The 23033-nt window shown below is 47.7% G+C and carries 33 protein-coding genes; 22 read left to right on the top strand and 11 right to left on the bottom strand.

The window, feature by feature from the left end:
* Positions 1-11: 11 nt before the first annotated feature.
* The 21 genes from rplE (at position 12) to RF007C_RS11025 (ending at position 10687) form a co-directional block, all read left to right on the top strand.
* The gene (gene rplE / locus RF007C_RS11125) at positions 12-551 is read left to right on the top strand and encodes a 50S ribosomal protein L5 (protein ID WP_019680110.1); all 540 of its coding nucleotides are present in this window, start codon (positions 12-14) and stop codon (positions 549-551) included.
* 16 nt (positions 552-567) lie between these two features.
* Positions 568-753, top strand: coding sequence for a type Z 30S ribosomal protein S14 (locus RF007C_RS11120; RefSeq protein WP_009984979.1), 186 nt, complete (start codon positions 568-570; stop codon positions 751-753).
* 24 nt (positions 754-777) lie between these two features.
* Positions 778-1176, top strand: a complete 399-nt coding sequence (gene rpsH, locus RF007C_RS11115; RefSeq protein WP_019680111.1) for a 30S ribosomal protein S8 — start codon at positions 778-780, stop codon at positions 1174-1176.
* 14 nt (positions 1177-1190) lie between these two features.
* Complete coding sequence (rplF, locus tag RF007C_RS11110) at positions 1191-1736, top strand: 50S ribosomal protein L6 (RefSeq protein WP_019680112.1); 546 nt, start codon at positions 1191-1193, stop codon at positions 1734-1736.
* Positions 1737-1755: 19 nt separating this feature from the next.
* Positions 1756-2115 (top strand): 50S ribosomal protein L18, encoded by a 360-nt coding sequence (gene rplR, locus RF007C_RS11105; RefSeq protein ID WP_019680113.1) that lies wholly within the window; start codon positions 1756-1758, stop codon positions 2113-2115.
* A 15-nt stretch (positions 2116-2130) separates the two neighbouring features.
* Positions 2131-2631, top strand: coding sequence for a 30S ribosomal protein S5 (rpsE, locus tag RF007C_RS11100; protein WP_019680114.1), 501 nt, complete (start codon positions 2131-2133; stop codon positions 2629-2631).
* A 14-nt stretch (positions 2632-2645) separates the two neighbouring features.
* The gene (gene rpmD, locus RF007C_RS11095) at positions 2646-2822 is read left to right on the top strand and encodes a 50S ribosomal protein L30 (protein WP_019680115.1); all 177 of its coding nucleotides are present in this window, start codon (positions 2646-2648) and stop codon (positions 2820-2822) included.
* Positions 2823-2840: 18 nt separating this feature from the next.
* Positions 2841-3281 (top strand): 50S ribosomal protein L15, encoded by a 441-nt coding sequence (gene rplO, locus RF007C_RS11090; protein WP_019680116.1) that lies wholly within the window; start codon positions 2841-2843, stop codon positions 3279-3281.
* A gap of 1 nt (position 3282) precedes the next feature.
* Positions 3283-4623, top strand: coding sequence for a preprotein translocase subunit SecY (secY, locus tag RF007C_RS11085; protein ID WP_037299859.1), 1341 nt, complete (start codon positions 3283-3285; stop codon positions 4621-4623).
* Between the two features lie 16 nt (positions 4624-4639).
* Positions 4640-5278, top strand: coding sequence for an adenylate kinase (locus RF007C_RS11080; RefSeq protein ID WP_019680119.1), 639 nt, complete (start codon positions 4640-4642; stop codon positions 5276-5278).
* Entirely contained in the window at positions 5278-6030 is a 753-nt protein-coding gene (map, locus tag RF007C_RS11075; RefSeq protein WP_037299857.1) for a type I methionyl aminopeptidase, read from the top strand. Before RF007C_RS11080 ends, map begins: the two co-directional genes overlap by 1 nt.
* Before the next feature lie 14 nt (positions 6031-6044).
* Positions 6045-6284 (top strand): KOW domain-containing RNA-binding protein, encoded by a 240-nt coding sequence (locus RF007C_RS11070; protein ID WP_051456639.1) that lies wholly within the window; start codon positions 6045-6047, stop codon positions 6282-6284.
* Between the two features lie 15 nt (positions 6285-6299).
* Complete coding sequence (infA, locus tag RF007C_RS11065) at positions 6300-6518, top strand: translation initiation factor IF-1 (RefSeq protein WP_009984966.1); 219 nt, start codon at positions 6300-6302, stop codon at positions 6516-6518.
* 51 nt (positions 6519-6569) lie between these two features.
* A complete protein-coding gene (gene rpmJ, locus RF007C_RS11060) occupies positions 6570-6683 on the top strand; it encodes a 50S ribosomal protein L36 (protein ID WP_009984964.1) in 114 nt (37 codons plus the stop codon).
* Positions 6684-6717: 34 nt separating this feature from the next.
* Positions 6718-7086 carry a 30S ribosomal protein S13 gene (gene rpsM / locus RF007C_RS11055; protein WP_024860932.1) on the top strand — a complete coding sequence of 123 codons (369 nt, stop codon included), beginning with the start codon at positions 6718-6720 and terminating at the stop codon, positions 7084-7086.
* Between the two features lie 14 nt (positions 7087-7100).
* Positions 7101-7505: a 30S ribosomal protein S11 gene (gene rpsK, locus RF007C_RS11050; protein WP_024860931.1), complete on the top strand. Its 405-nt coding sequence runs from the start codon at positions 7101-7103 to the stop codon at positions 7503-7505.
* 21 nt (positions 7506-7526) lie between these two features.
* The gene (rpsD, locus tag RF007C_RS11045) at positions 7527-8126 is read left to right on the top strand and encodes a 30S ribosomal protein S4 (RefSeq protein ID WP_019680122.1); all 600 of its coding nucleotides are present in this window, start codon (positions 7527-7529) and stop codon (positions 8124-8126) included.
* 66 nt (positions 8127-8192) lie between these two features.
* Positions 8193-9158: a DNA-directed RNA polymerase subunit alpha gene (locus RF007C_RS11040; protein WP_019680123.1), complete on the top strand. Its 966-nt coding sequence runs from the start codon at positions 8193-8195 to the stop codon at positions 9156-9158.
* A 48-nt stretch (positions 9159-9206) separates the two neighbouring features.
* Entirely contained in the window at positions 9207-9548 is a 342-nt protein-coding gene (gene rplQ, locus RF007C_RS11035) for a 50S ribosomal protein L17 (protein WP_019680124.1), read from the top strand.
* Between the two features lie 164 nt (positions 9549-9712).
* Positions 9713-10234, top strand: a complete 522-nt coding sequence (gene yajC, locus RF007C_RS11030; protein ID WP_019680125.1) for a preprotein translocase subunit YajC — start codon at positions 9713-9715, stop codon at positions 10232-10234.
* A gap of 51 nt (positions 10235-10285) precedes the next feature.
* Positions 10286-10687, top strand: coding sequence for a TIGR04086 family membrane protein (locus RF007C_RS11025; RefSeq protein ID WP_019680126.1), 402 nt, complete (start codon positions 10286-10288; stop codon positions 10685-10687).
* Here RF007C_RS11025 and RF007C_RS16600 read toward each other — a convergent pair.
* The 6 genes from RF007C_RS16600 to RF007C_RS11000 all read right to left on the bottom strand — a co-directional run bounded on the left by RF007C_RS16600 (position 10681) and on the right by RF007C_RS11000 (position 16668).
* Complete coding sequence (locus tag RF007C_RS16600) at positions 10681-12279, bottom strand: S1C family serine protease (RefSeq protein WP_051456638.1); 1599 nt, start codon at positions 12277-12279, stop codon at positions 10681-10683. The two genes, RF007C_RS11025 and RF007C_RS16600, sit on opposite strands and share 7 nt — an antisense overlap.
* 3 nt (positions 12280-12282) lie before the next feature.
* Positions 12283-13758: a sensor histidine kinase gene (locus RF007C_RS11015; RefSeq protein ID WP_242836300.1), complete on the bottom strand. Its 1476-nt coding sequence runs from the start codon at positions 13756-13758 to the stop codon at positions 12283-12285.
* A gap of 57 nt (positions 13759-13815) precedes the next feature.
* A complete protein-coding gene (locus tag RF007C_RS11010) occupies positions 13816-14523 on the bottom strand; it encodes a response regulator transcription factor (protein WP_037299851.1) in 708 nt (235 codons plus the stop codon).
* 67 nt (positions 14524-14590) lie between these two features.
* Positions 14591-14731 carry a hypothetical protein gene (locus RF007C_RS17510; protein WP_161634887.1) on the bottom strand — a complete coding sequence of 47 codons (141 nt, stop codon included), beginning with the start codon at positions 14729-14731 and terminating at the stop codon, positions 14591-14593.
* Positions 14732-14801: 70 nt separating this feature from the next.
* Positions 14802-15716, bottom strand: coding sequence for a zinc-ribbon domain-containing transport protein (locus RF007C_RS11005; protein WP_037299849.1), 915 nt, complete (start codon positions 15714-15716; stop codon positions 14802-14804).
* A 25-nt stretch (positions 15717-15741) separates the two neighbouring features.
* Positions 15742-16668, bottom strand: coding sequence for a TIM44-like domain-containing protein (locus RF007C_RS11000; protein WP_082316756.1), 927 nt, complete (start codon positions 16666-16668; stop codon positions 15742-15744).
* A 279-nt stretch (positions 16669-16947) separates the two neighbouring features.
* Here RF007C_RS11000 and RF007C_RS10995 point away from each other — a divergent pair, with 279 nt between their 5' ends.
* On the top strand, positions 16948-19386 hold the full coding sequence (locus RF007C_RS10995) for a glycoside hydrolase family 9 protein (RefSeq protein ID WP_019680133.1): 2439 nt from the start codon (positions 16948-16950) through the stop codon (positions 19384-19386).
* Positions 19387-19635: 249 nt separating this feature from the next.
* On the opposite strand, the gene RF007C_RS17765 is transcribed toward RF007C_RS10995, so the two are convergent.
* From RF007C_RS17765 to purD, 5 genes are all read right to left on the bottom strand, one after another.
* The gene (locus tag RF007C_RS17765) at positions 19636-19809 is read right to left on the bottom strand and encodes a hypothetical protein (RefSeq protein ID WP_019680135.1); all 174 of its coding nucleotides are present in this window, start codon (positions 19807-19809) and stop codon (positions 19636-19638) included.
* A 32-nt stretch (positions 19810-19841) separates the two neighbouring features.
* Entirely contained in the window at positions 19842-20537 is a 696-nt protein-coding gene (locus tag RF007C_RS10990) for a PspA/IM30 family protein (RefSeq protein WP_019680136.1), read from the bottom strand.
* 157 nt (positions 20538-20694) lie between these two features.
* Positions 20695-20964 carry a hypothetical protein gene (locus RF007C_RS17505; protein ID WP_019680137.1) on the bottom strand — a complete coding sequence of 90 codons (270 nt, stop codon included), beginning with the start codon at positions 20962-20964 and terminating at the stop codon, positions 20695-20697.
* Between the two features lie 132 nt (positions 20965-21096).
* A complete protein-coding gene (locus RF007C_RS10980; protein WP_019680138.1) occupies positions 21097-21717 on the bottom strand; it encodes a hypothetical protein in 621 nt (206 codons plus the stop codon).
* Positions 21718-21727: 10 nt separating this feature from the next.
* The gene (gene purD / locus RF007C_RS10975; protein WP_037299845.1) at positions 21728-23014 is read right to left on the bottom strand and encodes a phosphoribosylamine--glycine ligase; all 1287 of its coding nucleotides are present in this window, start codon (positions 23012-23014) and stop codon (positions 21728-21730) included.
* Between the last annotated feature and the right edge of the window lie 19 nt (positions 23015-23033).

Here is a 23033-nt window from a genome sequence, read left to right as displayed (position 1 = left end):
GGAGAAACGACATGGCAAGTTTAAAGGATTTATATGTTAGCGACGTTGCTCCTGCACTTATGAAGAAGTTTGGCTACAAGAGCGTTATGCAGATCCCGAAGCTCGACAAGGTAGTAATCAATGTCGGCGCAGGCGAAGCTAAGGACAACGCAAAGGTCATCGATGCGATCATGACCGATCTCGCAGCAATCACAGGTCAGAAGCCCGTAGTGTGCAGAGCTAAGAAGTCTGTTGCTAACTTCAAGCTCCGTGAGGGTATGCCCATCGGTGTAAAGGTTACTCTCAGAGGCGAAAGAATGTATGAATTTGTAAACAAGCTCTTCAACGTTGCGTTCCCCCGTGTACGTGACTTCAGAGGAATCAGCGCAAATTCATTTGACGGCAAGGGCAACTACTCAACAGGTATCAAAGAACAGCTCATCTTCCCTGAGATCGAATACGACAAGATCGACAAGGTAAGAGGTATGGATATAAACTTCATCACAACAGCTAAGACCGATGAAGAGGCAAGAGAGCTCCTTTCACTTATGGGCGCTCCGTTCATCAAGTAATCAGGGAGGAAATAAAATGGCTAAGAAGGCAATGATCAATAAGCAGCAGAGAACTCCCAAGTATTCCACAAGAGCTTACAACAGATGTAAGATCTGTGGCAGACCGCACGCATATCTCAGAAAGTTCGGCATCTGCCGTATCTGCTTCAGAGAGCTTGCACACGACGGTCAGATTCCTGGTGTTAAAAAGGCAAGCTGGTAAAATACAAGAAGGAGGTCATTCGGCATGCAGATAACTGATACAATCGCTGATCTTTTAACAAGAATTCGCAATGCGAATACTGCAAAGCACGCCACTGTTGACGTTCCCGCTTCAAGAGTAAAGAAGGACATCACACAGATCCTCGTAGACGAGGGCTATGTAAAGGGCTTCCAGCTCATCGAAGACGGAAAGCAGGGTGTTATCAGGATCACGCTTAAATACGGCGACAACAAGTCTCCCGTTATAACGGGCCTCAGAAGAGTTTCTAAGCCCGGTCTGCGTATATATTCAAGCTGCGCAGATATGCCTAAGGTAAGAAAAGGCCTTGGTATTGCAATCGTTTCAACTTCAAAGGGCATCGTAACAGACAAGAAGGCAAGAGAGCTCAATGTCGGCGGCGAAGTTCTTGCATACATCTGGTAAGGAGGAAACTGATAATGTCAAGAATCGGTAGAATGCCCATCAGCGTTCCTGCAGGTGTAGAGGTAAAGAATGAGAACAATCTTCTCACTGTAAAGGGACCTAAGGGCCAGCTTTCAAGACAGTTCAGTGCTGAGCTCGGCATAGAAGTCGACAATGGCACTATAACAGTTACAAGACCTAACGATGATAAGCGTCTTCGTTCACTTCATGGTCTTACAAGAACACTTATCAACAATATGGTTGAGGGTGTAACAAACGGATATTCAAAGACTCTCGAGATCGAGGGTGTCGGCTACCGTGCTGCAAAGAGCGGCAACAAGGTAACACTTAACCTTGGCTTCTCACATCCTGTTGTATTCGAGGATACAGACGCTATCAAGCTGGAAGTTCCTCAGCCCAACAAGATCGTGGTAACCGGTATCGACAAGCAGGCTGTAGGTCAGGTTGCAGCAGAGATACGTGAAAAGCGTCCCCCTGAGCCGTACAAGGGCAAGGGTATCAGATACGAAGGCGAGCATATCATCCGCAAGGAAGGTAAAGCTGGTAAGGGCAAGAAGTAATTAAAAGGAGCAAATTGCTATGATTAAGAAATTTGACAGCAATAAGGCAAGATTAAAGAGACATCGCAGAGTTCGCGCAAAGATCTCTGGAACTTCCGAGCGTCCCCGTCTGAATGTGTTCCGTTCAACAAAGCACATCTATGCTCAGCTCATCGATGATGTAAACGGTGTTACTCTTGCTTCTGCATCAAGCATGGATAAGGGCTTTGAGGGCAACGGCGGCAACGTTGAGGGTGCCCGCAAGGTCGGCGAGATGATCGCTAAGAATGCAGCTGATAAGGGTATCAGCGAAGTAGTTTTCGACAGAGGCGGCTACCTCTACCACGGCAGAGTCAAGGAACTCGCAGAGGGTGCTCGTGAAAACGGATTAAAGTTCTAAGAGGGAGGTTAAACAATGGCTAATATTGAAACACAGGCTCCTGAGTTCGTTGAGAAGGTTGTAGCTATCAACCGTGTATCAAAGACCGTTAAGGGCGGCCGTATCATGAAGTTCTCCGCACTCGTAGTAGTAGGCGACGGAAATGGTACAGTCGGCTTCGGACTCGGAAAGTCAGGAGAAGTTCCCGATGCGATCCGTAAGGGCATCGAGGACGCAAAGAAGAACCTTGTAAAGGTCGCTCTCAAGGGAACAACAATCCCCCACGAGATCGTTGGCGCATTCGGCGCAGGCAGAGTTCTCATGAAGCCCGCTGCACCCGGTACCGGCGTTATCGCAGGCGGTCCTGTTCGTGCCGTAATCGAAGTAGCAGGCATCAAGGACATCAGAACAAAGTCTCTTCGTTCAAATAATCCCTGCAACGTAGTAAGAGCTACAATCAACGGCCTCGTAAACTGCACTTCCGCTAAGGATGTTGCTGCTAAGAGAGGCAAGACCGTTAAGGAAATTTTAGGTTAAGGAGGCAGTAAGAAATGGCAAAGAATATCAAGCTCGTAAAGAGTCTCATTGGTAGAAAGCAGGACCAGATCGCTACTGCTCAGTCACTTGGCCTCAAGAAGGTCGGAGATGTAACAACACAGCCCGACAATGAGCAGACAAACGGAAAAATAAAGAAGATCTCACACCTCGTTGAGGTTACAGAAGCGTAAACAAGGAGGTGCAACCAAATGAAAATTCATGAATTAACACCTGCACTCGATTCCAACAAGGCTGTAAAGCGTATAGGCAGAGGCCACGGTTCGGGTAACGGCAAGACAGCAGGTAAGGGACACAAGGGTCAGAATGCCCGTAGCGGCGGCGGCGTAAGAATCGGCTTTGAAGGCGGTCAGATGCCCCTCGCAAGAAGAATCCCTAAGAGAGGCTTCAATAACATCTTTGCAACAAAGTATGCTATAGTTAACGTTTCTGATCTTAACAAGTTCAAGGATGGCACAGTAGTAGACACTGAGCTTCTCGTAGCTTCCGGTCTCGTTAAGAAGGTATATGACGGAGTCAAGATCCTCGGCAACGGTGATCTTTCCGCAAAGTTAACTGTAAAGGCTGCTAAATTCTCACAGAGCGCTATCGAAAAAATAGAAAAGGCTGGCGGGAAAGCAGAGGTGATGTAATGTGTTTCAGACCTTGAAAAAGGCATGGGGTGTCCCCGAGATCAGAAAAAAGATCTTATACACATTATTCATGATAATTGTTTTCAGATTCGGATGCGCAGTTGCGGTTCCCTTCCTCAATACGGACGTTGTTAAGTCCTGGATGGATGCAAGCGGTGCCAATAACGGCGGCTTCCTCGATTACATGAATACAATCACTGGTGGCGCTATGTCACAGGCCACTATGTTCTCACTTTCAATCACACCGTTCATCAACGCCTCCATCATCATGCAGCTGCTGACCTATGCACTGCCTCCTCTCGAGCGTATGCGCGACGAGGGCGAAGAAGGAAGAAAGAAGATCGACAAGATCACAGCTTTCGTTGCTATGGTTCTTGCAGTAGTAATGTCCTACGGATATTACCTCATCCTCAAGAACAGGGCGCACGTCGAGAACGAGAACGGTATCACCTATGCTCTTAAGTATTCGAGCGGCGGAGAAGGCGTATTTGCTGCCTTCGTTATCATCGCCTGCTTCGTTGCCGGAGCACTCATCGTTGTATGGATGGGTAACAGGATCAGCGACAAGGGCCTCGGAAACGGTATCTCTGTACTACTCTTTGCAGGTATCGCAGCAAGATTCCCTACCGATGCAGCACTTCTCGTTAAGCTCACCAAGGATAACCCCAGCAAGTACCTCTTCGTATCACTGGGTTACCTTTTATTCATCATCTTCGAGATCGCTTTCATCGTATTCATGAACGAAGCAGAAAGACGTATCCCGATACAGTACGCAAAGCGCGTAGTCGGCAGAAAGCAGTACGGCGGCCAGAAGACTCATATCCCGATAAAGGTAATCATGAGCGGCGTTATGCCTATCATCTTCGCAATGTCGTTTATGTCACTTCCCCAGACAATTGAGCTCTTCGCAGGTGACCCCAAGAAGGCAAGCGGTTTCTATTACAACTTTGTAAAGTTCTTCAGCACAAGAGGCTGGGGCTATGCAACAATCTACTTCCTGCTCATCATTGCGTTCAACTACTTCTACGTATCGATACAGTACAATCCTGTTGAGATCGCAAACAATCTCCGTCAGTCAAACGGCGGTATCCCCGGTATCAGGCCCGGTAAACCCACTTCCGATTATATCCAGAGAGTACTCAACAAGATCTCTCTCGTGGGTGCGATCTTCCTGGGCTTCATAGCTGTAATCCCGATCTTCATGGGTATGGCAGACAAGCAGCTCCAGGCACTTTCAATGGGCGGTACTACGATCCTTATCGCAGTAAGCGTTGCGCTTGAAACAACAAGAACACTTGAATCACATCTTATGATGCGTCATCATAAGGGCTTCTTACAGTAAAGGAGGACCGAGACATATGAACCTTATCTTTTTAGGCGCTCCCGGCGCAGGCAAGGGTACTCAGGCTGAGGTGGTTTCCGACGCTCTGAATATTCCTCAGATCTCTACAGGCAATATTCTCCGCGAGGCCGCTAAGAACGGCACAGAGTACGGCCTTAAGGCTAAGGCTGCTATGGACGCGGGTGCTCTCGTATCAGATGATATCGTTATCGGTATCCTGAAGGAGAGAATTGCTGAGGACGACTGCAAGAACGGTTTCATCCTCGACGGTTTCCCGAGAACGGTACCTCAGGCAGAAGCTCTTGATAATATGAACATCCGTATCGACAAGGTAATCGAGATCCACGTTCCCGATGAGACTATCAAGCAGAGAGTTTCAGGCAGAAGAGTCTGCCAGGGCTGCGGAGCTTCTTACCATATCGAGTACAAACCTACAAAGGTAGAGGGTATCTGCGACAAGTGCGGCGACAAGACTATCGTTCGTAAGGACGATCAGCCCGAAGTCGTTCTCGACAGACTCGCAACATACCACGAAAAAACAGCTCCTCTGAAGGACTATTACGAGAAGCAGGGCAAGCTTGTTACTGTTATCGGTCAGGAAGAGGTCGCTGATACTTCAAAGCTCACACTTCAGGCAGTAGGAGTAGAGAAGTAATGAGCATAACCATTAAATCAAAGTCCGAATTAGCCATAATGCGTGAAGCAGGTAAGATTACCTGCGGCGCAATATGGTATGCGGGCGAAAGATTAAAGCCGGGAATGTCAACACTCGATGTTGACAAGCTGATAGGCGAGTATTATGCCCGCCATAACAGCAGATCCTGCTTCAAAGGGCTTTACGGATTTCCTGGGAACGCTTGTATCTCTGTAAATGAAGAGATAATCCACGGTATCCCTAAGGCGAGCCACAGATTAAAAGAAGGCGATATAGTAAGCATCGACACGGGAGCTGCGTATAACGGCTTCAATGCGGACAGCTGCTGGACCTTCCCTGTGGGTAAGATTTCTGATGAAGCTAAAGCATTGCTTGAGGTTACAGAGGCAAGCCTTTTCGAAGGTATAGCCAAAGCTCAGGTTGACGCAAGAGTCGGAGATATTTCTCATGCTGTTGAAGAGTATTGTGCTTCACGAGGCTACGGAATCGTAAGAAATTACTGCGGCCACGGAATCGGCAGAGAAGTCCATGAATCACCCGAGATACCGAACTGGGGCAAGGCCGGTCACGGTCCCCGACTGGTAGCGGGTATGACGATATGCATCGAGCCGATGATAAATGTCAGGGGCGACGATGTAAAAGTCATGAAGGATAATTGGACAGTCGTCACAAAAAGTGGTTCACTTTCAGCTCACTTTGAGCATATGATCGCAATAACTCCTGACGGTCCCGTTATATTGACACAGCCCTGACGGAGGACAACATTGTGAAGCTGCTGAAAGGCTCTGTTGTAAGAGCGGCGGCAGGAAGGGACGGCGGAGGATACTTCGTTGTTACCGATGCTGATGAAAAATATTGCTTTATAGCGGACGGCAAGAGCAGAAAGCTCGTAAAGCCCAAGCGGAAGAATATAAAGCATATCCGCGTTACAGACAGTATGATTGATCTAAACGATATAACTGATAAAAAACTCAGGAATATACTGAAAGAATTCGGTGCTGAGTAAAGGAGGTTATGCAAAGTGTCAAAAGAAGATGTAATCGAGGTTGAGGGCGTTGTAACTGACGCTCTGCCGAATGCGATGTTTAAGGTTCAGCTTGAGAACGGACATGAGGTATTATCTCATGTATCAGGCAAGCTCAGAATGAATTATATCAGAATCGTTCCGGGTGACAAGGTAAAGCTTGAGATGTCACCATACGACCTGTCAAAGGGACGTATCACCTGGCGCGTTAAGTAATATTTACAGGATATAACATATATCCGTTATCCGCTAAAGGAGGTATTTTCAATGAAAGTCAGACCTTCAGTAAAACCTATTTGCGAAAAGTGCAAGGTTATTAAACGTAAAGGCAGAATCATGGTGATCTGCGAAAACCCAAAGCATAAGCAGCGCCAGGGCTGATAACCCCGCGCATTAATGGAGGTGCAATTATAATATGGCAAGAATAGCCGGTGTTGACCTTCCCAAGAATAAGAGAATCGAAATCGGTCTCACTTATATCTACGGAATCGGTCGTCAGACTGCAACAAATATCCTCGCAGCAACAGGCGTAAATCCTGACGTAAGAGTAAAGGATCTCGCAGAAGAGGATGTAGCTAAGCTTCGTGACTATATCGATGAGCATTACACAGTTGAGGGTGACCTCCGCCGTGAAGTTGCTCTTAACATCAAGAGACTTGTTGAAATAGGCTGCTACAGAGGCGTTCGTCACCGTAAGGGTCTGCCTGTAAGAGGTCAGAGAACAAAGACAAACGCAAGAACCCGCAAGGGCCCTGTAAAGACTATCGCTAACAAGAAGAAGTAAGGAGGTCATGAGCTTTGGCACAGCAGAAGGGTAAAAAAGTTACTACTGTCAGAAGACGTAGAGAACGTAAGAATATCGAAAGCGGCGCTGTTCATATCCAGTCCACTTTCAATAACACGATCGTTACGATCACAGATACAGCCGGAAACGCTATCTCTTGGGCAAGCGCAGGCGAACTCGGCTTCAGAGGCTCAAAGAAGTCTACTCCTTTCGCAGCACAGACAGCTGCCGAGACAGCTGCAAAGGCAGCTATGGAGCACGGCCTCAAGAATGTTGAAGTATACGTAAAGGGACCCGGTGCAGGTCGTGAAGCAGCAATCAGAGCACTTCAGACTGTAGGCCTTGAGGTAAGAATGATCAAGGATGTAACACCTATCCCGCACAATGGCTGCCGTCCGCCTAAGAGACGTCGTGTCTGATCAAATTGGAGGTGTATTAATATGGCAGTACAGAAAGAACCAATTCTTAAGAAGTGCAGATATCTGGGCATCAGCCCCGCTGTAATGGGCGTTTCCAAGAAGGAGTCAATCCGTTTCAAGAACGCTAACAACAGAAAGAAGATTTCTGAATACGGACTCCAGCTCAAGGAAAAGCAGAAGCTGAAGTTCATCTACGGCGTACTCGAAAAGCAGTTCAGACACTACTTCTCGATCGCTGAAAAGATGGAAGGTAAGGCCGGTGATAACCTTATCACTTGTCTCGAATCCAGACTTGACAGTGTTGTATACAGAATGGGCCTGGCTCTCACAAGAAGAGAAGCAAGACAGCTCGTTGTACACAGCCACTATACAGTAAACGGCAAGAAGGTAAACATTCCTTCCTATAGAGTTAAGGTTGGCGACGTTATCGCCCTCAGAGAAAAGGACAGAACTTCCGAAAAGTTCAAGGCAACAGTAGAAGAGACTAAGGACAGACTCGTTCCTGTATGGCTCACAGCTAATAAGGACGACTTCTCTGCTACAGTAAATCGTCTTCCCTCAGCTGAGGATATTGACTACGAGGTAGCTACTCACCTCATCGTCGAGCTGTACTCCAAGTAATCAGAAAGATATACTTGAGACGTCAGTATTCGAAATCAACATTAATTGCGAAATAGGAGGGTTTTTATGCTGGAAAAAATTAATAAGCCTGATATTGAGATCGTCGAGCTTAAAAGTGACGGCAAATACGGCAAATTCGTTTTAGCACCGCTGGAGCGTGGATACGGTATTACACTTGGAAACAGCCTCAGACGTGTGCTGCTCTCCTCACTTCCTGGCGTAGCTGTAACATCTGTAAAGCTTTCGGGCAAGGATGGTACGGTACACCATGAGTTGTCAACTATTCCTGGCGTAAAAGAAGACGTTACGGAAATAATCCTCAGTATCAAAGGACTGACTGCCAAGCTTTACGGCGAAGGCCCTAAGACAGTATATATAGAGGCAGAGGGCGAATGCGAAATTACCGCCGGCGATATAAAAACCGACTCTGAGGTAAATATCCTCGATCCCGGTATGCACATTGCTACACTGGGTAAGGACGCAAAGCTCTATATGGAAATAACGATCGACAGAGGCAGAGGCTACGTTTCAGCAGAAAGAAACAAGAAGCAGATCAACCTCCCCGTTGACGTTATTGCCGTAGACAGCATCTATACTCCTGTACTCAAGGTAAATTATACCGTAGAGGATACGCGACTCGGTCAGGTCACCGACTATGATAAGCTTACCATGGAGGTATGGACAGACGGTACCATCTCCGCAAAGGAAGCTTTATCACAGGCAGCCAATCTCCTCAACGAGCATCTGAAGCTGTTCATTGACCTCTCTGAAGAGGCAGGACTTGCTGAGGTCCTTGTTGAAAAGGATGAAAAGGGTAAGGAAAAAATCCTTGAGATGACCATTGAGGATCTTGACTTATCTGTACGTTCCTTCAATTGTCTGAAGCGTGCAGGAATCAACACCGTGGATGACTTGATCAATAAGTCTGAGGAAGAAATGATGAAGGTTAGAAACCTTGGAAAGAAGTCCTTCGACGAGGTCAAGGAGAAGCTCCAGTCACTGGGCTTTGACCTCTCCTCCGAAGAGGAATAAACCATAAAACGTGCGTACAGCGCACCACTATAAAAAGGAGTGAATACAATGCCGGGTACAAGAAAACTGGGCAGAACATCTGATCATAGAAAGGCTATGCTCAGAGGCATGGTTACTTTCCTGCTTGAGAACGGTCAGATCGAAACAACCGTTACAAGAGCTAAGGAAGTTCGTGCAGTTGCAGAAAAAATGATCACTATCGGTAAAAATGATGATCTGCACTCCAAGCGTCAGGTGTTCTCTTACATCACAAAGGAGTCCGTTGCTAAGAAGCTTATCGACGAGATTGCTCCCAAGTATGCAGAGAGAAACGGTGGTTACACACAGATCGTTAAGATCGGTCCCCGCCGCGGAGACGCTGCTGAAATGGCTATCATCAAGCTCGTTTGATCGCAGATATAACAATAAGAGCCGTTCCCGGAAAGGGAACGGCTTTCTGTTTTCTTCTGTGCAAAAAAATGCGGGAATTCGATGAAAAATACTTGCAAAGTCAATCTATATGTGGTATAATAGCTATTGTATGAAATACAATCCGGAACGATAGGAGAAATATCATGAAGAAAAAAATAGTAAGTTCTCTTGCTGCAGCTGTATTTACATCGGCTATGGCAGGTTTTACATCTCTCAATGCTTTTGCTGAAGATGCTGCAGCTGCATCAGGTTCGGCAGAGGGACAGCAGGCCGGTTTGGGAAGCCTGCTCTCGATGCCTCTCATGCTCATCGTAATGTTCGTGCTGCTCTACTTTATGGCTATCAGGCCTCAGAAGAAGCGTGACAAGGAAATGAAGGAAATGCAGGAAAGCCTTCAGGTAGGCGATGAGATCGTTACAGGCGGCGGTATCGTCGGTATCGTTGTAAGCGTAGGCGAGGACACAGTCGTTATTGAGACAGGCGGCGCAAAGCATAAGCTCAGAATAAAGAACTGGGCTATCACAGAGAATGTATCTGCTGCCGAGCGTATCAAGGAAGCAAAGGCTGCGGGCAAGAAGTCTTCATCAGTTGCTTCTGCTGCTGTTGTAGACGATGATGACAGCAAGCCAAAGAAGAAAAAGAAAGACTCCGAAGAGGAAGAATAAGTATAATGACCTCCGCATAGGATTAATAAGAATTCTATGCGGAGGTTTTTTATGCGCAGACATCGTGAAAGCATATGGACTAAGGCGGCTGTGAGCATGGCTGCGGCAGTGAGCTGCGGACTGCTCTGTACCATGGCGGCATTGCTGCTGTCTGCGGCGGTGATATTCTATGTGCTGAAGGATATAGGCACCGCAGGTGGCTTTGCAGCTGTGTCGCTGGCAGCAGGAGCATATACGGGAGCCTTTATATACGGAAAATACAGGCGGAAGAGGGGAATGCTCTGCGGTATGCTCTGCGGTGCTGTCATGTTTGGAGTGATTGCAGCCTGTACTTTTGCAGTCATCGGTGACATACCGGGTATAAAAAAGCTCCTTCTGCTGACCGTATCCGGTGCAGCAGGAGGAGTTGCAGGCGTCAATTCAAAACGCCCTAAAGGTCTTATGGATCAGTAATTTCCGGAAGTGTCTTCCATAAGCTTGAACTTTATCTGATAGTAGCGGAGCTTGCCGCCCTTTTCAAGATGAGCGCAGGTAGCAGGTACGGTGTCGCCTGCCTGGAACTGGCTGCTTATGGTGTCGTAAAGCTCGTCATAGGTGCTGACGGTCTTACCGTTTATCTCGGTGATGAAATCGCCTTCCTTCAGCTCGGACTTGGCTATGTCAGCATCCTGATCTATCTTTTCGATGTATACACCCTTGAAGTCGTCGGGAAGCTCAAAGCCGAGCTTTTCCTCGATAACAGCGATCTTTGCGTCGCTGGCCATATCCCTGAGCTGTATGCCTATCCTGAAGCGTCCTGCCACAAAGCCGTTCTTTACCAGCTGCTCGATAACGGGATAAGCCTCATTGATGGTGATAGCAAAGCCAAGGCCTTCAAGGTCGTTGCTGACGTATTTTGAAGAGGTAATGCCTATTACCTGACCGTACATATTTACAAGTGCTCCGCCGGAGTTGCCGGGGCTTATCTCGGCATTTGTCTGGAGACAATCCATTTCAAAGCCCGAGGAGTCGCTTTTTATCTTACGGTTTACAGCCGAAACTATACCGTCCGTAACAGTACTGGAGAGGTTAGCAGGGTTTCCGATAGCGATGACCTGCTCGCCGACCACAGCCTCGTCGGAGTCACCGAGAATCGCGGGTTTCAGGCCCTTTGCGTTGACCTTTATCACGGCGATGTCCGTTTTGGCATCTCTGCCGACTATCTTGGCGTCGTAGAAATCGCCGTCCATGGTCTCTATCCTGTGATAGCCCTCGGCCTCGAGAACATGGGCATTTGTGGCGATATATCCGTCCTCGTTGAGAACGATGCCCGAACCTGTTCCCATAGGTCTCTTGGCTGAATATGCGGAATAATCGCTGTAGGTATATATCTTGACTATGGAAGGTCTTACCAGTGCGGCAGCACCCTCGGGAGTGTATTTGCCGTTTTCGTCCTTGTACTTTTCCGTGTCGTCATAGCCCTTGGGTTTTGACTCCTTATAGAGCACCACCTGCTGCTGAGGGCCTATCTTTTCCACTATGCTCTTGCTTGTTACAATATCGTGTACAATACCGAATATACTCAGACCTCCCGCTACTATAAGGAGGGCTGCAAAAAGCTTTACAGCGGCAGTCTCGGACTTGCGGCGCTTCTTTCCGGAGCTGAGCTCCTGATCTGCGAGGGGAGCCTTTGCGCGTTCAAGTTCCTCAAAGCCTATGGGCTCATACATGAAGCGGTCGTATACGGGACGCCTTGGCTGATCGTAGCCATTTGGCTGATTATAACTGTTCTGACTGCCGTAACTGTTCTGCTGACCGTAGTTATTCTGACGGCTGTAGCTGTTCTGCTGATTGTAACCGCCGTTATAGGGACGATCGGAGTAACCGTTCTGCTGCTGTTCGTAGCTGCTGCGGGGCTGTTGCTGTCCGTAGCCCTGACTGCCGTAGCCCTGCTGAGGCGGCGGAGTCTGGGTGCTGCCGCAGGACGTTTCAGTAGCAGGTTTCTCATGCTGTGGAACATAGGGCTGCTGAGAGTCATTCCCATAGAAATTGTATCTGTCGTCCATTGTTTATCCTTTCTTTTTGGGTTGTTTCTCGGGTATCTGTATGAGAAACTCCGTGTATTCTCCGTAAACGCTTTTGACAACGATATGACCGTGATGGAGATGAACGATCTTGCGTGAGATGGCAAGTCCCAGTCCCAGACCTGTGGTGTCCTTGCCTCGTGATGAATCTGTCTTGTAGAATCTGTCGAACACCTGCGAGATCTCATCGTTTTTGAGTCCCTCGCCCGTGTTCTTTATACCTATGGTACATATACCGTTGATAGATCTTTCAAATCTGAATGAGAGAGTACCGCCTGTATTTATGAATTTTACGGCATTTTCCACCAGATTGTACACTACCTGCTGTATAAGGTCGGGATCCACTTCTGCTGACATACGGTCGCTTCCCAGGCCTTCCACCTCAAGGTTCTTATCCTCGATCTTTTTCTCGAACATGAGTACGGTCTGGATAACTATTTCCGTGAGGTTTACATCGCGGAAATTAGGTCTGAGGGTACCTGTTTCGAATCTTGACATATTGAGCATTGAGGATATGAGTATTCGCAGGCGCTTTATTTCCTTTGAAACGAGCACAAGGTACTCGTTCTGTCGTGTTTTGGGGATAGTACCGTCAAGTATTCCGTCTACAAAGCCGCCTATGGTAGTGATAGGCGTTCTGAGCTCATGGGATACATTGGCGATGAAGGTCTTGCTGGTCTCCTCGCTCTTTGCGACATCCGCGGCCACGGCATTTACGTAGTCTGCGATCTCGGGAGTGGTATAGGGGACATTTGTGGGGATATGCTCTGAGAAATCGCGCTTTGCATACATCTCGCTTATGCGTCTGAACTCATTTTCATAGGCAGAGAGCTTGTTGAGCCTGCGTTTGATAATGAGGAGCTGTCCCGTAACGCTGAATATGCAGAAGATAGTATAAAAGAGGGCTATCTTTATGGAAAAATCATCAATGGAATTGGATTTTCCATATATCTTAGCAAACATTCTCGTAGGGATAAGGTCGTTCTCGCCCTTCAGGAAAAAGAAGGTGCCGTAGAGCATATACGGTTCATTGGCGGATATACTTTTGGTCTCAATGCCAAGGTAATCCTTCTCGTTAAGTGAATTTATCTCTGCTGCCGAGATCCTGTCGCTGTTCTTAACGACCTTTTTAGGATCCGGATTATAGTCTGCGTCGGAAAGGACGCAGTTTCCGTTCTCGTCATATATGTATATCATCAGGTGATATTTCGTCGAGAATTTTTTGTGGAGGTTCTTGGTCATAGCAGAACGGGTATCCCTTGTTTCGGCATAGTCGTCCTGCATACAGTTTATAAACAGGTCTCCGATGGACTGGAGCTCGTCCAGCTTGGTCGATTTATACACCGAGGAGCTGACGGTTATAAGGATAACGCCCACAAGTATATTTATAGAGAGAACGATGAAAACGATGAATATAAAAAGCTTGTAATAAGAGCTTTTTTTGCCTTTCAAGGAGATCACCTCTATACAAAATAAGGGGACGGAGCGTCCCCTTCAGGCTTTGAAGTTAATGAGAGCTTATTCCTCTTCTTCAGCTTCGAACTTATAGCCGACTCCCCATACGGTCTTGAGAGTCCACTTGTCGGAGACGCCCTCAAGCTTTTCACGGAGACGTTTGATATGAACATCTATGGTTCTTGAGTCACCGTAGTACTCAAAGCCCCATACTTCATCAAGAAGCTGATCGCGGGTATAAACTCTGTTGGGATTGGAAGCAAGGTAGTAAAGAAGCTCAAGCTCCTTGGGAGGAGTATCGATATTCTTTCCGTTGACCTTCAGCTCATAGCTGTCCATATTCACAGAAAGCTTATCGTAGTGTACTTCCTTGGACTCGGGCTCGGCCATACCTGTACCAACGCGGCGTGTAACGGCATTGATACGTGCGATGACCTCCTTTGCGTCAAAGGGCTTTACTATATAGTCATCAGCGCCCAGCTCGAGACCGATTACCTTGTCTATGGTCTCGCCCTTGGCGGTTATCATTATGATCGGAACGTTTGAGATCTTTCTGATCTCGCGGCAGACCTGCCAGCCGTCCTTTCCGGGGAGCATTATATCAAGAAGCACCATATCCGGGCTTAAAGCTTTGAATTTAACAACAGCATCGTCGCCGTCATGGCAGAGCAGGACGCTGTATCCGTCTTTTTCAAGATAAAGTCTGAGAAGATCGCATATGTTCTTGTCATCATCTACGATCAGTACCTTAGGATTTTTATCGTTGGCCATTGTTTTATACCTTCCTTCCGTATCAAACGTTACATTAAGTTAATTATACCGCAAAGAGAGAAAAAAGTCAATCATAATCCGCTAAATTTTTAAATTCAGTAAACTTTCTGAATTCGGTCTCGTGCAGCATCGCAAACATATCGCAGACGGCACGGAGAAGCTCGGCATTCGCAGGTTTTTCGGCAAATCTGCCCTCGGTCAGCTCCATAAGGATGCCGCTTTCACCGAGATGCTCGCCGAGGTTTCTGAGCGATCTTTTTGTATCTGTATGTCATAGCTTATACAGTGCGCTGTGAAATACCCTTGATATTGCTTACAGCCCAGTCAAAGGTATCGGTATGCAGTACTGAACCGCAGTACTCGCAGACAGCAGACTGATTTATATCCACATTTGCGCCGCAGTAAGGACAGGTCTGTGATGTGGTGCCCGAGGAGTGTCTTGTCATTACTCCGGCAGTTCTTATCAGTGACCATTCATAGGTCATAAACTTCTCTCTGGTATTGCTTCCGCGGATTATCCTGCCTGTGCGGTCGTCCTTAACGTAGTCGACTATTCTTGTATTAAGCCTTGCAACCATGACGTCGTAGCCGTTTTCTTCCTTCCAGCCGAGGAGATCTACGCCGAGCACGGCTATCCTCTCAACATAGTTGGTCTGACAGCTCCTGCGGTAGTTATCCAGCTGTCTGTCCATCTGAGCGAACATCGCATCAGTGAGGTAAGGACGGAGGGAGGATATATCCTTGCGCTGCCATTCATTCTGGAAGCGTACATAAAGATTTGAGAGCTTTTCCCTGAACTCGGAGGGGGAGAAGTCTGGATCTTTGGTCAGATATGAATCTACCGGACGCAGAGGCTCTTGTCTCTGATAGTTTGTGGAAGGACTCTGATTGCCGAAATTTGAGGTGGTTTTATTGGCCTTCACTATTCCGTATACGATGAGAGCGCCGATAAAGATGATGAATATCAGGGCGCTTCCGTCAGCCGATCCGCTGCCGCCGCCTCCGCCGTATGAGTAACCGCTGTCATTGTCCCAGCCGCCGCTGTCCCAGTCGCTTCCGCCGCTGTCCCAACCTCCGCCGAAGTCGGAGTCACCCGAGAAGTCACCGAAATCCATTGCTCTGCCCTTTAACGGCAGTATGACAAGTCCCAGTATCATAACGATAACAGGAATAAACCTGAGTATTTTTTTCATAGTATTGATCCCCTTTTCAAGTTTTTCAGAGCGTTCTCTGAGAGATTCCCTTTATATTGCTTACAGCCCAGTCAAAGGTATCTGTATGCAGTACAGAACCGCAGTACTCGCAGACAGCAGACTGGTTCATGCTGATCTTTGCGCCGCAGTGCGGGCATATCTGTGTCCCTGCCGGACTCTTGCCCGATGATGATCTCACCAGTGTCCATTCGTAGCACATGAGCTTTTCGCGTGTAGTACTTCCGCGTATCAATGCGCCAGTGCGGTCATCACAGACATAGTCCACTATCCTTGTGTGCAGTCTTGCAATGATTATCTCAGATCCGCTTTCGGACTTCCAGCCTGTCAGGTCGATATTGCTTACTCTTATATTATCAACATAGTTTGTCTGGCCGTTCACGCGGTAGTTATTAAGCTGAGCGTCCATCTGAGCGAAATAGGGAGCGGTGAGATACTGCCTGAGAGACGATATATCCTTTCGCTGCCATTCTTTCTGGAACAGTACGTAAAGCTCCGCCAGCTTTTTCTTGAAGTCCTGAGACGAGAATTCGGGATGCAGTGAACGGAATTCGTCCATACTGCGCATATCCTGATTGTCAGGGTAGGTAGCGGTATGCTTGATTTCGTTCAATCCGAGCTGTTTGAAGATGTAAGCCAGTGATGCCACAGCTGCCAGGCAAACGCCTATAAAAGACACCGTGAGTATCATTGCGATCTCTAATTCCTCCGGATCGCTCAGATCCGTACTGCTTCCGCGGCTTCTTCTGCTGCTTCCGCTGTCACTGTCCCAGCTGTCATCACTGTCCCAGCCGCTGTCCCAGCTGTCGTCACTGTCCCCCCAGTCGGAATCACCCGAGAAGTCACCGAAATCCAATGCCCTTGAACTCATCGGAATGCTCATTAACCCCAGGATCAGAGCGATGACAGGAAGGGCTCTTAAAAAACTTTTCATAGTGAAAACCCCCGTTTATATCACATATTGCCTATATTATAGCATACTTTTATTGATTTGTCATTTGACATACCCTTGTCACTTTATACAAAAAAATCTCCGATGATTTGGCTATTGCTATAAAATAAACGCCTGTTTAACGAAATACCGTTGTTTCTGCACTGCCAATGACTTGACATTTCAGAGGTTATATGGCATAATTTATTATGTATAGCTATGGTATACTCGTGAGGAAGCTCCGTTTTACGGGGCAAAAAATAATGAGAGGAGAGTTTTACTATGCTGAAAAAAATGGCAGGCGGTATATTATCCGCTGTCCTTCTTGCTTCGTCCACTGTTTCGGCGATGCCCGTAGATGTTATGAGCACTGCTGTTGCTGCGGACAGTAAGTATAATTATGCCGACGCACTGGACAAGTCACTGTTTTTCTACGAGGTGCAGCAGGCAGGACCGCTTCCGGAATGGAACAGAGTAGAGTGGAAGTCGGATTCCACCATGAGTGATCCCGTTCTCGGCGGCTGGTACGACGCAGGTGACCATGTCAAGTTCAATCTCCCTATGGCCTATTCGGCTTCAATGCTGGCCTGGGGAATCTATCAGTATCCCGACGGTGTTGAAAAGGCAGGACTGAAGAAAATATACGAGAACAATCTGGAGTTTGTACTCGATTATTTCGTTAACTGCGATAAGGGCACCGAGGTAGTCTATCAGGTAGGCATCGGTAAGCACGACCATACATGGTGGGGAGCTGCCGACCTTCTGGAGTACGGTATGGAGGACAACTCACATTCCATTGCAGAGTCCCGTGCGGCTCTGAAGTCATCAAAGGGCTGCTGTGCAGTATTCGGTGAAATGGCAGCTGCTCTTGCATCGGGTGCCGTTGCCCTCGACGGAAGCATATCAGCTTCAAAGAAGGCCGACTATCTGAAGCACGCAGACAGCATCTATGAACTCGCTAAGTCATCGCCAAATGATACGGTATATAATGAGAGCGACGCTCAGGGCTTCTATATGTCCCATCACTGCTACGATCAGCTCTTCTATGCAGCTAACTGGCTCTATATAGCAACAGGCGATCAGTCCTACCTTGACGACGCAAAGAGCTTTATCCCTAAGCTTGATAAAATGCGCGGAGAAGGCGATGTTATCGCATACGGCTGGGGACACTGCTGGGACGATAACCTCCAGGGCGCAATGCTGCTCTACGCTATAAATACAAATGACGCTGACGCTATCGCACACGTAAAGAAGCACTGCGACCGCTGGGTAAACTACGGAGAGCCCAAGAAGTGTCCGGGCGGCCTTCGCTGGCTGGACAGCTGGGGATCTCTCAGATATGCAAATGCAGCAGCCTTCATTGCGACTGTTGCATCAGATACGGTACTCAAATCAGAGGCTGATACATATATGGAATTCGCAGAGACTCAGGTTAATTTCGCTCTCGGCGACAACCCCGACAAGCGCAGCTATCTCATAGGCTTCGGCGATAACTATCCTCAGTATCCGCACCATCGTACAGCTCACGGTTCATGGAAGAATTCGGTATACGATCCTGTTCATACCCGTCATATCCTCTACGGTGCTCTTGTAGGAGGCCCCAATCAGGACGGCTCATACAAGGACAGCCGTGATGACTTCATCAACAACGAGGTCGCTACGGACTATAACGCAGGCTTTACAGCTATGCTCTGCAAGATGATAGACAAGTACGGCGGCACAAAGGATCCTTCCTTCCCGCAGCCCGAAAAGCATGACAGTCCCGAGTTCTATGTTGAAGTGCTCTCAAAGGGCGGCGATTCAAGCGGACAGACTGTCAGCTTCAAGATGACCAACCACTCCGCATGGCCCGCAAGAGTTCAGGATAACCTTTCCTTCAGATACTTCATGGATCTCAGCGAGGTAATCGCAGCAGGCAAGAAGCCCGAGGATCTCGTTATCCGCTGTGACCGCGATCAGGCTGGTATGTACGCAGGCAAGGGCTATAAGCCGGCAGAGATATCCAAGCCCATACAGTACAGCGGCAATATCTACTACATCGAGGTAACATTCCCCGACGGCCGTGTAGTTCTTCCTATTTCCGAAGGCCAGCAGCAGTGTGAGGAGCTCATTGCATTTGTAATGCCCGATTACGGCAGCGGCTGGGATTCATCAAATGATTTCTCGGCAAAGGGACTCGGCAAGACAACCACAGGCGCAGACGGTTCTTCAAAGGGCGTTATGTCTCCTTATGTGCCCGTTTATATAAACGGTAAGCTTTACTACGGCGAGGAGCCTGACGGCACCAAGGCTGACGGTATGGGCAGCACAGGCAGCGACGCTCCCAAGACTACAACGACTACAACAACAAGTCCTGTTACTACTACAACTACCACATCAGACAGAACTACCACAACAACTACTGAAACAACAACTACGACCACTTCTGATACAACAACTACAACCTCTACTACTTCAAACCATGGCGGCAGTACAAATGTCACTTACGGTGATACCAACTGTGACGGAAAGATAGACCTTGCTGATGCTATCCTCATCATGCAGGCTCTGGCTAACCCCAACAAGTACGGCGTTGGCGGAACAGCTGATAAGCCTCTCACAGAGCAGGGCAAGCTCAACGGCGACGTTGACCTTACTACAAAGGGACTTACAGGTGATGACGCAGTAGTTATCCAGAAGTATCTGCTTCACGTATATACAACGCTTCCTGTAAACGGTTAAGCAACAATAACTTATCAAAGCTCCCCGATAAGGGGAGCTTTTTCTTTTGTCCCTGCAACAGATCAGTATTGGCCTTCAACGGCTCATCTGATCAAATATCAGTATTATAACTGCGCTGTTTGCGGCAGAAGACTTGGAAAAACAGGATACTGTCAAAGAAAGACGGTATCCGCATTTAATTACCTTATTGGCAATTATTGATAAAGAAAAGCTCCGAAGCGTTATGCCTCGGAGCTTTTATGTTTTTATTCAGATACCGCAATCCTCATATTCCTTCCATTTTTCATAATAGAGCTTGTTGCTCCAGCTGCGGAAAAGGATATATGCTACGGAAACCATTGCAAGGAAGATCGCACCCAGTATGGGCAGCGAATCTCTGAACATTTTTTTTGCGGGATAAGTATTGTCTTTTTTGCGGCTCATAATAAAATTCCTTTGCTGTTAGTCAGCCGAGATCAGTTGGAGCTGCCTCCGTTCATCTCAGCCATAAGTCTCTGGAGCTCTGCGTCTACCTTAGCGTCAGACTCGAGCTGATCGAATGAATCTGTGAGCTCGTCACCGCTGCCGCCGTTGAGAGTACCGCCTGCGATCTCAGTGAAAGCGTCAGCCTCAGCCTCCTTGCGCTCAATCTTTTCTTCCATTCTCTGGAACTTATCGAAAGATGAGTTAGGATCGAAAGCACCTGCTGCCTTAGCGAGGTTCTTCTTGGTATCAGCCATCTGTGAACGCGCGATGAGCATAGCCTGACGGCTCTTAGCCTCTTCGAGCTTGGACTTGAGCACCTCTACCTGATCGCCGATAGCATCGGTCTGAGCAGAGATGGAGTCATACATTTCCTTATAGTTTGCGAGGTCCTCATCAGCTCTGACTTTTCTTGCGAGAGCCTGCTTAGCAAGGTCCTGATCGCCCTTTGAGAGAGCCATCTTAGCCTTAGCCTCCCAGTCAGAAGAGATCTTCTGAGCTTCGAGGTATTTCTTCTCGGCGAGGCGTTCGCTTGCCTTAGCCTTACCGTAGTTCTGAGTAGCCTTTGTGAGCTCGGTCTGCATATCGATGATGATCTGCTTTACCATTTTCTCGGGATCTTCAGCCCTGTCGATAATGTCATTAACATTTGCCTTGAGAAGATCGCTTAATCTCTTGAATACACCCATTTTCATAATCCTCCTGTTTCATGTAATAATGTTTCAGGCACACCCCTTGTGCCACAACCATATTATATGGCAAAATATTGCGGTTGTCAAGAAATTTGCCCCCGATTTCATCTGATTTTCATCAATGAAGCGGCTTTGTGAACGCACTATTACAAAATTATTCCTCGTTTTTTGACAGTTCATTAATGATCCTTCTGAGCTTGTTGAAATCTGTTGATTCCGTACTCAGTTCCTCATCGCCGTCAGCAGCGAGCATTTTTTCACGGAGATCGAGCTTTTTCTTTCTGCGTTGGAAAGCATCAGCGGTCATGACTATCATATCCTTGCAGTTAGCATTGACAAGCTTCAGCGGTTCTGAGGTTATATCGCAAAGCTTTGCGAAGAGCTCGTAATTTTCCGCGAAATCCTCCTGCTTGATAGAAATCATGATAAACGCTCCTTTCGATGCAAAATATGATCCCCTTATTACTATTTTAACCTGATTTGAGAGATTTGTCAATATTTTTTAGTGAAAAAGCTGTATACATCAAAAAAGCTCCCCGATAAAGGGAGCTTTTTATTATTCATCGAAAAATGTACTTTTATATTCCGCAACGCGGGCTTTGTCACCGTGGCAGTCTATTTCTATCTCCTCACGCTTGATATGGCGTATGATGAAATAATAAAGTATCGAATAGGCGATGCCGTTGACGATGATACTGAAGTATATTCTCAGACCGAGGATATTGCCCAGCATACCGGCGAATATTATCGCTATGCATATGACCACCGAAAGCTCGAGTTTTTTCTTGTTGGGATCGAGCTGAAGAAATGTAAGGCATACAAATCCCGATACAGATGCGTGAACTATTGCCAGTAATAGAGAATAAGGTTTGTAGAAGGAGATCTGGTAGGAATTGAGCTCAAATATCATCATTACCGCCTCAAGGATGATATACAGCAGGTAGCTGACCTTCATCAGCATCCTGAATCTTGCGGCAGTAATAAACAGCCAGTGTCCCCAGAGCAGCAGTGCGAATCCGCCGAATTCGCAGGCGTATGCGATTATCTCTATGAGCTTTGAGAATGCCGAGTCCGGAGAGTAGACGTTGTAGTATAAGAGACAGACCAGACCGAATGCGATAAACAGCAGGTTTCCGAAGAGGCAGTTTTTAAACCCCGTATTTAACCTATCATGCATAAAACGCTCCTTAGCTGAGAGCCTTCAGTGCTCTCTGTCCGATATCTTTCCTGTAATGAGCGCCCTCAAAGCTTATTTTTGAGACGCCCTCGTAAGCCTTATCAAGTGCGGCCTGAAGGTCATTGCCCTTAGCGGTAACGCCGATGACTCTGCCGCCGTTGGTGAGAAAATCACCCTTTTCGTCAAGTTTTGTGCCTGCATGGTAAACGAAGCAGCCCTCGACCTGACCTTTTTCGTCGAAGCCGTTCATTTTAATGCCCTTGGGATAGCTTTCGGGGTAGCCGCCGCTTGCCATGACAACGCAGGCGCAGCTGCCCTTATGCCACTTTATGTCCACCTTGTCCAGCTGGTGGTTGTATATAGCCTCGAATATCTCATAAAGGTCGGCGTCCAGCATGGGGAGAACCACCTGTGTCTCGGGATCGCCGAAGCGGCAGTTATACTCGATGACCTTGGGACCCTTGGGAGTTATCATAAGTCCGAAGTAGAGGCAGCCCTCAAAGGTGCGTCCCTCGGAGTTCATAGCGTTCATAGTGGGGAGGAATATCTTCTCCATGCACTCCTTGGCGATGTCCTCTGTATAGCAGGGATTGGGAGAAACAGTACCCATACCGCCGGTATTGAGGCCCTTGTCGCCGTCGAGAGCGCGCTTGTGATCCATAGAGGAGATCATAGGCACCAGAGTCTTGCCATCGGTGAAGCTGAGAACGGATACTTCGGGACCTGTGAGGAATTCCTCGATAACGATACGGGCAGAGCTCTTTCCGAACTTGAGCTCATCTATCATCTCATGAACTGCGGCAACAGCTTCCTCCTCGTTCTGAGCTATGATAACGCCCTTTCCGAGAGCCAGACCGTCAGCCTTGATAACAGCGGGGTAGCTGTTCTGCTCTTTCAGATAAGCAATAGCCTTTTCCGATTCGGTGAATACCTCATAGAAAGCAGTAGGTATGTTGTATTTCTTCATGAGCTCCTTGGAAAATACCTTTGAGCCCTCTATTATAGCCGCATTGGCTTTGGGACCAAAGGTCATGAAGCCTTCAGCCTGCAAGCTGTCGACCATTCCGAGGACCAGCGGATCATCGGGAGCAACAACGACCATATCAGGTCTGAGCTGCTTTGCAAGAGCGACGATCCCGTCAACATCAGTGGCACCTACGCTGAAGCACTCGGCATACTTTGAGATGCCTCCGTTGCCCGGAGCGCAGTAGAGCTTTCCCACATGGGGGCTCTCTGCCAGCTTCATGATGATGGCGTGTTCGCGTCCGCCGCCGCCTACTACTAATACGTTTTTCATTGGGGTATTCCTCCTGTAT

This window comes from Ruminococcus flavefaciens 007c, from assembly GCF_000571935.1.
Lineage (GTDB): Bacteria > Bacillota > Clostridia > Oscillospirales > Ruminococcaceae > Ruminococcus > Ruminococcus flavefaciens_F.
The sequence above is the reverse complement of the archived record's forward strand: the minus strand, read 5'-3'. Positions and strand labels throughout refer to the sequence as shown.

Coding starts and splice junctions, on each gene's coding strand:
- rplQ (WP_019680124.1), top strand. CDS start 9,207: ATGCCGGGTACAAGAAAACTGGGCAGAACATCTGATCATAGAAAGGCT.
- rplF (WP_019680112.1), top strand. CDS start 1,191: ATGTCAAGAATCGGTAGAATGCCCATCAGCGTTCCTGCAGGTGTAGAG.
- RF007C_RS11025 (WP_019680126.1), top strand. CDS start 10,286: ATGCGCAGACATCGTGAAAGCATATGGACTAAGGCGGCTGTGAGCATG.
- rpsH (WP_019680111.1), top strand. CDS start 778: ATGCAGATAACTGATACAATCGCTGATCTTTTAACAAGAATTCGCAAT.
- RF007C_RS17510 (WP_161634887.1), bottom strand. CDS start 14,731: ATGGAGCTGACCGAGGGCAGATTTGCCGAAAAACCTGCGAATGCCGAG.
- RF007C_RS17765 (WP_019680135.1), bottom strand. CDS start 19,809: ATGAGCCGCAAAAAAGACAATACTTATCCCGCAAAAAAAATGTTCAGA.
- rpmD (WP_019680115.1), top strand. CDS start 2,646: ATGGCAAAGAATATCAAGCTCGTAAAGAGTCTCATTGGTAGAAAGCAG.
- RF007C_RS11040 (WP_019680123.1), top strand. CDS start 8,193: ATGCTGGAAAAAATTAATAAGCCTGATATTGAGATCGTCGAGCTTAAA.
- RF007C_RS17505 (WP_019680137.1), bottom strand. CDS start 20,964: ATGATTTCTATCAAGCAGGAGGATTTCGCGGAAAATTACGAGCTCTTC.
- RF007C_RS10980 (WP_019680138.1), bottom strand. CDS start 21,717: ATGCATGATAGGTTAAATACGGGGTTTAAAAACTGCCTCTTCGGAAAC.
- purD (WP_037299845.1), bottom strand. CDS start 23,014: ATGAAAAACGTATTAGTAGTAGGCGGCGGCGGACGCGAACACGCCATC.
- RF007C_RS11120 (WP_009984979.1), top strand. CDS start 568: ATGGCTAAGAAGGCAATGATCAATAAGCAGCAGAGAACTCCCAAGTAT.
- rplE (WP_019680110.1), top strand. CDS start 12: ATGGCAAGTTTAAAGGATTTATATGTTAGCGACGTTGCTCCTGCACTT.
- rpmJ (WP_009984964.1), top strand. CDS start 6,570: ATGAAAGTCAGACCTTCAGTAAAACCTATTTGCGAAAAGTGCAAGGTT.
- rplR (WP_019680113.1), top strand. CDS start 1,756: ATGATTAAGAAATTTGACAGCAATAAGGCAAGATTAAAGAGACATCGC.
- RF007C_RS16600 (WP_051456638.1), bottom strand. CDS start 12,279: ATGGACGACAGATACAATTTCTATGGGAATGACTCTCAGCAGCCCTAT.
- RF007C_RS11010 (WP_037299851.1), bottom strand. CDS start 14,523: ATGGCCAACGATAAAAATCCTAAGGTACTGATCGTAGATGATGACAAG.
- rpsM (WP_024860932.1), top strand. CDS start 6,718: ATGGCAAGAATAGCCGGTGTTGACCTTCCCAAGAATAAGAGAATCGAA.
- rpsD (WP_019680122.1), top strand. CDS start 7,527: ATGGCAGTACAGAAAGAACCAATTCTTAAGAAGTGCAGATATCTGGGC.
- map (WP_037299857.1), top strand. CDS start 5,278: ATGAGCATAACCATTAAATCAAAGTCCGAATTAGCCATAATGCGTGAA.
- RF007C_RS11000 (WP_082316756.1), bottom strand. CDS start 16,668: ATGAAAAGTTTTTTAAGAGCCCTTCCTGTCATCGCTCTGATCCTGGGG.
- rpsE (WP_019680114.1), top strand. CDS start 2,131: ATGGCTAATATTGAAACACAGGCTCCTGAGTTCGTTGAGAAGGTTGTA.
- RF007C_RS11005 (WP_037299849.1), bottom strand. CDS start 15,716: ATGAAAAAAATACTCAGGTTTATTCCTGTTATCGTTATGATACTGGGA.
- rplO (WP_019680116.1), top strand. CDS start 2,841: ATGAAAATTCATGAATTAACACCTGCACTCGATTCCAACAAGGCTGTA.
- yajC (WP_019680125.1), top strand. CDS start 9,713: ATGAAGAAAAAAATAGTAAGTTCTCTTGCTGCAGCTGTATTTACATCG.
- RF007C_RS11080 (WP_019680119.1), top strand. CDS start 4,640: ATGAACCTTATCTTTTTAGGCGCTCCCGGCGCAGGCAAGGGTACTCAG.
- RF007C_RS10990 (WP_019680136.1), bottom strand. CDS start 20,537: ATGGGTGTATTCAAGAGATTAAGCGATCTTCTCAAGGCAAATGTTAAT.
- RF007C_RS10995 (WP_019680133.1), top strand. CDS start 16,948: ATGCTGAAAAAAATGGCAGGCGGTATATTATCCGCTGTCCTTCTTGCT.